Below are 6707 nucleotides of genomic sequence, written 5' to 3'. Positions count from 1 at the left end.
CCGCCCGGCTCGTCACGCCGGTGCCGGCGCCCAGGTCCAGCACCCGGCGGCCGGCCACCTCCACCTGACCGACCAGCGCCTGTGCCAGTGGCAGGTACACCCGTTCCGCCCCGTCCGTCCACGCCGGGGCCGCGGAGTCGTACGCTTCCCGCAGCCTCGCGGTCAGCTCACCAGCAGCGGCGCCGCCTGGATCGACTTCGCCTCCCACCACGCCAGCTCCTCGTCGTACCCGCCCAGCGCCTTCTCCCAGCCGAACTGCACGAGCGCGCCGAGCAGGCACAGTGCGAGCTGGCGCTCCCACCACGGGCCGGTTTCGATGCCTTGTGCCTCAAGGGATTCCCGGTAGTACTCGATCGACGCCTCCTTGGACTGCGGCAGGCGGCGGCAGTTGATCGCCAGGTACCAGGCCAGGTCGGACAGCGCGGCGCCGCGGCCCGGCTGCTCCCAGTCGAGCAGGATGGTCCGCCCTGATTCGTCGGTGCCAAGGTTGTCCAGCTTCCAGTTGCTGTGCACCAACGTGTGCGGCGTGGCATCCAGCGCCGCCACCAGCGGACTTGGGTCGTACGCCAGCGGGGTGACTACGGCGGCGGCGGCGGGCGCTACGTCGGCCAGCAGCGGCCAGCCCTTGGCGACGAGGCTCGGCACCAGGTGTTCCGAGCCAATTGCCAGCTCTGCCTTCGCCAGCCACGGCGACAGTTCCAGGTAGCGGTGCATCGCCGGCACGACGTCGCATTCCCGGCCGCAGCCCCAGAACGCGGCGTGCAGCTCCGCCATGTGCCGCAGAAAGCGTGTGTGCTGACCTTCCGTGATGGCCGCATCGGTTGCCGGGACGAGCCAGGGCGACACGTCGCGCATGAGCAGCAGGCAGCCGCCGGACGGCCGGGGGCTGGCGGGGGCGTACCCGGCGACGGCGACGATCGGCTGGTTGATGCAGCCGGGCAGGCGGTCGAGGATGCCGCGCTGCCAGAGCACCAGCGGCGGCCCGGGCAGGCAGCCCGACGCGCGCAGCGTCCAGTCCCTGGCGAGATCCAGCCGCTTGAGCACGTACGGCTGGCCGTCGATCATCAGCCGTTCCATCTCGGCCCCGGACTTGCCCGGCGCGCCGTCCAGCGGCACCCGGTCGGTGGCGCGGGCGAGCAGCTCGGACAGGCCGACCCGCTGGTCAGCCTCGGCCCTCTGGTCGGCCTCACCCCAGGGGCCAGGTCCGCGGTCAGGCATCGGCGGCTTCCATCTCTGCGAGCAGCTTGGCCGGCCAGCGGCCGCCGCACAAGACGGTGTCGTTGACGATGCGGTCGTCGCGAACGGTGAGCAGGTGCATGTGATGAGCCGCGTGCGGCACGCCGTTCTCCTGCCAGCTCAACGTGTACTCGATCAGCTCTCCGACCCCAGCAACGGGGAACCGGTGCAGCTCGTCGAACTGCGCGGGGTCGGCGAACCACCGCGAGTACTCAGCGCGAATCGCGTCCGCGCCCGCCTTGTGCATCCGCCAGTTCGGCACCGTCGCGTCCAGGGTGGCGTCCGCGCTCCAGGCATCGCACCCGGGAATCGCCGCGCTCTCGATCGCCTGCAGGAACTTGTCAACCGCCGTGCTCGCCATCGTCGTCTCCTCGTCGTGAGTACTACGCCTGATGGCAAGCGTGCGCGCAGGACCTTGCAGCCAGTTTGCAGCTGCCCGAGAATGAGTCACCAGGGGAAGGACTGACGCGTGAGGAGGCACAAGATGGCCGGGCGCTCACTGAGGATCGCTGTCGCGGCGGCGTGTGCGGGACTGGTCCTGCCGTGGCTGGTGACGGCCTCTCCAGCCGGAGCTTCGCAGGCCGGAGCTTCGCAGGCCGGAGATTCGCCGGCGGGCGGGGGCGGCGGGTGCTCTGCCGGAGCTCATACCCTGGCATCGCCCGGTTCGCTGCTGTACCCGGAGACCGGCAACGGCGGCTATACCAGCCTGCACACGCTCGTGCACCTGGTCTACAACGCCACGACGAACAAGTTCCTGCCCGGCAACCGGGTGGCCCTCACCGAGCGGGCCACGCAGTGCCTGACCAGCTTCAGCCTCGACTTCGAGCGGACGTCCGCCAACACCAGTGCGGGCCCGGACATGACGGTCAGCTCGGTCAGCGTCAACGGTGTCCCGGCCCGGTTCAGCTTCGTACAGCCGACCTACCCGGGCGATCCGAACGGGCAGAACGACCCGAACCCCGCCGCCCACGAGGCGTCAGAGTCCAACCCGGTCGGCGGCCCGAATCACAACCCGCTGCCCCCGGCCTGCACGCCAGAGCTGCCGAACACCGACGCAGCGGCCGACTCGATGAACGGCACCCAGTGCCCGGCCAACAAGCTTGTGATTACGCCGCCGACACGGATCAGGGGCGGTGCCCCATTCACCGTCACGGTGAACTACACAGGCCGACCCGGCGTCCACAATGACGGGGACGGCACCACCGAGGGCTGGTTCCGCGCCTCCGATGGCGGCTTCGTGACCACCGAGCCGGTGGCCTCGGAAGACTGGATGCCGCTTAACGACTACCCGACGGCCAAGCCCAGCTACGACTTCTCCGACACGGTCACCGCGGGCCGGACCGTGGTCGCCAACGGGGAGCTGGTCTCGGTGCGGCACCATCCGGCTAGCCCGGAGTTCCCTGGCGGCTCGGTGACCTGGAACTGGCACGCCGGCATGCCGGTCGCCAGCTACCTGGTGGAAGACAGCGTCGGCAACTACAGCCTGACCTCGCGGGTGGTCAACGGCATCCGGTTCTACCAGGCGCAGGACCTGTCGATCAGCGCGGCGCAGCGCACGAAGAACCTGGCCATCATGGATATGCAGCCGGACATCACCGCGTTCGAGAGCCAGTTCAACGGGCCCTTCCCGTTCGCTTCTAACGGGATCATCATTGGCACCCCTGACGCCAGCTTCGACGAGGAAATGGAGGGCATGATCGCCTTTGCCGGCGGGCAGATCGACACCGACACCCTCTACCACGAGAACATGCACCAATGGTGGGGAGATAACGTCTCCGAGGGCGGCTACCGCATGACCTTCTACAAGGAAGGCCTGGCTACCCTGGCGGAGTTCTTCTACGCGGCGCGCCTCGCCGAGAACGCGGCCGGCGGCCCGTCCACGGCCAAGGGCCGGGCCGCCTTCCAGGCCAGCCTGGTGAAGCAGTTCAACCAGATCTACGGCAGCGGCACGGATTTCTGGACAACCGCGCCCTCGAACCCGATCCCCTACAGCCTGTTCGACACGTCAAACACCTACAACCGGCCAGGCGCCGCCTACATCGCGCTGCGCCAGATCCTCGGGCCGGCCAGATTCGACGCGGCGCTGCGGCAGCTCCAGCGCACGTACGGCGGGTCCAGCATCACCGAGCCTGAGCTCGAGGCCGTCTTCCACCGGTGGCTGCCCGTACACAGCAGCGCCTGCCAGCAGCGGCTGAGCCAGTTCTTCAAGCAGTGGTTCGACACCGCCTACCCGGCCGGCGGCGGGGCGAACCGGCCCACGATCACCGGTCCCGGCCTCGCCGGTTCCGGCTTCTACGCCGCTGGCGGGACGTGCGCGTAGTCAGCGGCCCGAGTCAGATCGGCAGTGGTACGGGAAGGCCAAGGACAGCCTTGACCCAGCCTTCAGCCTGCCAGTCGAACATGAGGCCACGATGGGCGGCGGCGGCATTGGTGTCGCGCCAGAACTGCTGCAGCGGCGAGTTCTCCGACAGTGCGCTGCCACCGGACTCCTCGTACAGCACGTTGACGGCGCGACGGGCCTGCTGGGCGCACCAGGCCGTATCGCGCTTCATCCGCATAGTGTCCGCCAGGGTGACCTCCTTGGCGGGCCGCTCGGCGAAGCTCTGCGCGTTGACCAGCATCAGCGCTCGGCTGGCATCGATGGTGGCAGCGGCCTGCGACAGCCGCCCCATCGTGATCGACATCCCCTCAGGCAGGTACGGGCTGTTGGTGCTGTCGGGGATCTCGATCTTGGAACCGAGACGCTGGTGGAACATCTCGATGAGGCCCTTGGCGGCGCCGATCGCCGGGACCGACATCGCCCCGGTGAAGTTGGCGTCCGTCGACCCGCCGTACATCGGGTGAGTGTTCACCTCGCGGCCGGGGCTGTCGCCGTTCAGAATGTCCAGCACCGGCACGGTCCGGTACTCGGGGATGAATACATCGTTCAGGACGATCGTCTTGGACCCCGTGCCGCGCAGGCCGATGGTGTGCCAGTCGTCGACAATCGCCAGGTCCTCCCGCGGCAGCAGCAGCCAGCGCAGATCCAGCCGCTCGCCGTCTTTGAACGTGGGCACCAGCGCAGTGAGCCAGTTGCAGTGGTCGACACCCGAAGAGAAGAAGCCGCGCCCGGTCCACCGGTAACCGCCCTCAACCTTCTCGACGTTTCCGGCTGTGGACACTACAGACGATGCCAGCGTGTTCGGGTTCTCCCACGTCTCGTCCATCGCCTGCTTCGGCCACAGTGCCTGTAGCCACATGTGCGCTGTCCACAGCATGTAGACCCAGCCGGCCGACGGGTCGGCCGAGGCGAGCTCTATGGTCACGTCGATCATCGTCTGGGTGCCGAGTTCCGAGCCGCCGTAGTGCTTAGGCTTCATGACCCCGAACAAGCCGGACTCCAGGATGTCGGCGACGGTCTCGTCCGGGAGCCGTCGCAGTTCTTGCCCCAGAGGCAGTCGCTCGCGCAGCCGTTCCCGCAAGGCCCGCGCCCGCTCGATCGCCTCGCTACGGCTTGCGATGACAGCCGGCCGCGAGCTCAGCGTGTAGACAGGTCGGGTGTCCATATGGCCTCACTTTGTCTCGTACTAGCGGGAACATGCTAATGATGACCGGTACGATCGGGTTGGCCAAGGAGGAGATATGCCGGACCGGATCCTGACCAGCCACGCGGGCAGCCTGCCACGACCTGAGGACCTGATCGCGCTCAACGAGCGGCGGGCGGAGGGGGATTTCTCCGACGAGCCGGCCTACCTGAGCAGGCTGCGCGCGGCGGTGGCGGACGTCGTCGCCCGGCAGCGCGACATCGGCATCGACCTGGTAAACGACGGCGAGTACGGGCACTCGATGGGCCAGCGGTATGACTACGGCACCTGGTGGACCTACGTGTTCGAGCGGCTGGCCAACATCGAGCTGACCGACCTGACCATCTCGGAGATACCGCAGGCGAAGGCCAAGCCGGGCGAGATCAGGCTCGCGTCGTTCGGCGAGCGCCGTGACTGGCAGGCGTTCCTGGACGCGTATCTGGATCCGACCGCAGGCGTGGGGCTGCCGAACCGGGCAGCGATCGCGCCGGTCTGCCGCGGGCCGATCTCTTACCAGGGGCAGGACGACGTACAGCGGGACATCGCCGACATGAAGGCGGCGATGGCCGCCGCGGGGGTCTCCGACGGCTTCCTGAACTCGGTGGCGCCGGGCAGCTGCGCGCGGTTCGGCAACGACTTCTACGCCGACGACGAGGAGATGATGTACGCCTGCGCGGACGCGATGCGCGAGGAGTACACCGCGATCATCGACGCGGGCCTGGTGTTGCAGCTCGACGACCCGGCGATCGCCGAGAACTGGGACCAGATCAACCCGGCGCCCAGCGTCGAGGACTACCGGCGGTTCACCAGGAAGCGTGTCGAGGCGCTCAACTACGCGATCCGCGACCTGCCCGCGGAGCGGATCCGCTTCCACTTGTGCTGGGGCAGCTGGCACGGTCCGCACATCACCGACATCCCGATGGCCGACATCGTCGACGTCATGCTGGAGATCAACGCGGGCGCCTACTCGTTCGAGGCCGCCAACGTACGGCATGAGCACGAGTGGAAGATCTGGCGGGACGTGAAGCTGCCCGCGGGCAAGGTCATCCTGCCCGGCGTGGTCAGCCACTCCACCAACGTCATCGAGCACCCGGAACTCGTCGCGGACCGGATCGCCAGGTACGCCGAGGCGGTCGGCCGGGAGAACGTCGTCGCGTCCACCGACTGCGGCCTCGGCGGCCGCGTCCATCCGCAGATCGCGTGGGCGAAGCTCGACACTCTGGTCAAGGGCGCCGAGCTGGCAAGCCAGCGGCTCTGGGGCTAGCGCCGCAGACGCGACGCGGGGCCGACCCGTCGGGCCGGCCCCGCGTACGGCGCTCAGCTAGCTGGACGACTGCTGCTGGACGCCGGAGACCGTACCCTGCGCGGTCTGCAACGCCGAGTTCACCGAGGCGGTGCCAGTGATCGCGGACTGGATAGCGGTCCAGATCGCCTGCGAGACCTTCGGGTAGTTGGCCCCGTACTCGATCGTGCGGGCCCGTGCCGTCTGGGTCTCCTGCGCGAACACGGTGTACTGCGGTCCGCTCTGGAGGTACTGCTGGATGACGGCGGTCTTGCTCGGCAGGTAGTACATGTGGGACGCCATGTACGCCATGGCGGTCGGCTGCTGCATGCCCTGCACCCACTCCCAGGCGGCCTGCTGCTGCGCGGACGAGCCGCCCGCGCCGATGTCCAGGGTCTCGCCGCCCAGCGGGGTGGTCAGCTTGTCCCCCGCGGAGTTGAGCGGGATCGGCACGATGCCGTACTGCTGGTTGTACTTCCATCCGGCCGTGTTCAGCTCGGGGAAGATCCACGGGCCGTTTATCATCATGGCGGCCTTGCCGTGCAGGAACTGCTGGGTGAGGTCGGGGTCCTGGCCCCAGGTGAGCACGGACTTGGACGCCGATCCGTCCTTGACCATGTTGACCC

At 68.4% G+C, this 6707-nt stretch carries 7 protein-coding genes; 2 read left to right on the top strand and 5 right to left on the bottom strand.

Translation table 11 applies throughout. The features are described 5' to 3' along the window. The 3 genes from WA805_RS07460 to WA805_RS07450 all read right to left on the bottom strand — a co-directional run. A partial coding sequence (locus WA805_RS07460; RefSeq protein WP_425241965.1) for a hypothetical protein occupies positions 1 to 211 on the bottom strand: 211 nt, incomplete at its 3' end. Beyond that, positions 163 to 1218 carry a hypothetical protein gene (locus WA805_RS07455; protein ID WP_422323453.1) on the bottom strand — a complete coding sequence of 352 codons (1056 nt, stop codon included), beginning with the start codon at positions 1216 to 1218 and terminating at the stop codon, positions 163 to 165. The genes WA805_RS07460 and WA805_RS07455, both read right to left, overlap by 49 nt. Beyond that, on the bottom strand, positions 1211 to 1597 hold the full coding sequence (locus WA805_RS07450) for a hypothetical protein (RefSeq protein WP_422282257.1): 387 nt from the start codon (positions 1595 to 1597) through the stop codon (positions 1211 to 1213). Before WA805_RS07450 ends, WA805_RS07455 begins: the two co-directional genes overlap by 8 nt. Positions 1598 to 1720: 123 nt before the next feature. Here WA805_RS07450 and WA805_RS07445 point away from each other — a divergent pair, with 123 nt between their 5' ends. Then, positions 1721 to 3556 carry a M1 family aminopeptidase gene (locus WA805_RS07445; RefSeq protein ID WP_425241964.1) on the top strand — a complete coding sequence of 612 codons (1836 nt, stop codon included), beginning with the start codon at positions 1721 to 1723 and terminating at the stop codon, positions 3554 to 3556. A 13-nt stretch (positions 3557 to 3569) separates the two neighbouring features. Here WA805_RS07445 and WA805_RS07440 read toward each other — a convergent pair whose 3' ends face one another. Continuing rightward, positions 3570 to 4781, bottom strand: coding sequence for an acyl-CoA dehydrogenase family protein (locus WA805_RS07440; RefSeq protein WP_422339717.1), 1212 nt, complete (start codon positions 4779 to 4781; stop codon positions 3570 to 3572). 76 nt (positions 4782 to 4857) lie between these two features. Here WA805_RS07440 and WA805_RS07435 point away from each other — a divergent pair, with 76 nt between their 5' ends. Further along, a complete protein-coding gene (locus tag WA805_RS07435; RefSeq protein ID WP_422324673.1) occupies positions 4858 to 6063 on the top strand; it encodes a cobalamin-independent methionine synthase II family protein in 1206 nt (401 codons plus the stop codon). A gap of 57 nt (positions 6064 to 6120) precedes the next feature. Here the strand turns inward: WA805_RS07435 and WA805_RS07430 are convergent. Continuing rightward, positions 6121 to 6707 (bottom strand): extracellular solute-binding protein (locus tag WA805_RS07430; protein ID WP_425241963.1); only part of this gene is annotated, 587 nt, incomplete at its 5' end.

The organism is Trebonia sp. (assembly GCF_049794275.1).
Lineage (GTDB): Bacteria > Actinomycetota > Actinomycetes > Streptosporangiales > Streptosporangiaceae > Trebonia.
This window is presented reverse-complemented; position numbering and strand designations above follow the sequence as displayed.

Coding starts and splice junctions, on each gene's coding strand:
- WA805_RS07455 (WP_422323453.1), bottom strand. CDS start 1,218: ATGCCTGACCGCGGACCTGGCCCCTGGGGTGAGGCCGACCAGAGGGCC.
- WA805_RS07450 (WP_422282257.1), bottom strand. CDS start 1,597: ATGGCGAGCACGGCGGTTGACAAGTTCCTGCAGGCGATCGAGAGCGCG.
- WA805_RS07445 (WP_425241964.1), top strand. CDS start 1,721: ATGGCCGGGCGCTCACTGAGGATCGCTGTCGCGGCGGCGTGTGCGGGA.
- WA805_RS07440 (WP_422339717.1), bottom strand. CDS start 4,781: ATGGACACCCGACCTGTCTACACGCTGAGCTCGCGGCCGGCTGTCATC.
- WA805_RS07435 (WP_422324673.1), top strand. CDS start 4,858: ATGCCGGACCGGATCCTGACCAGCCACGCGGGCAGCCTGCCACGACCT.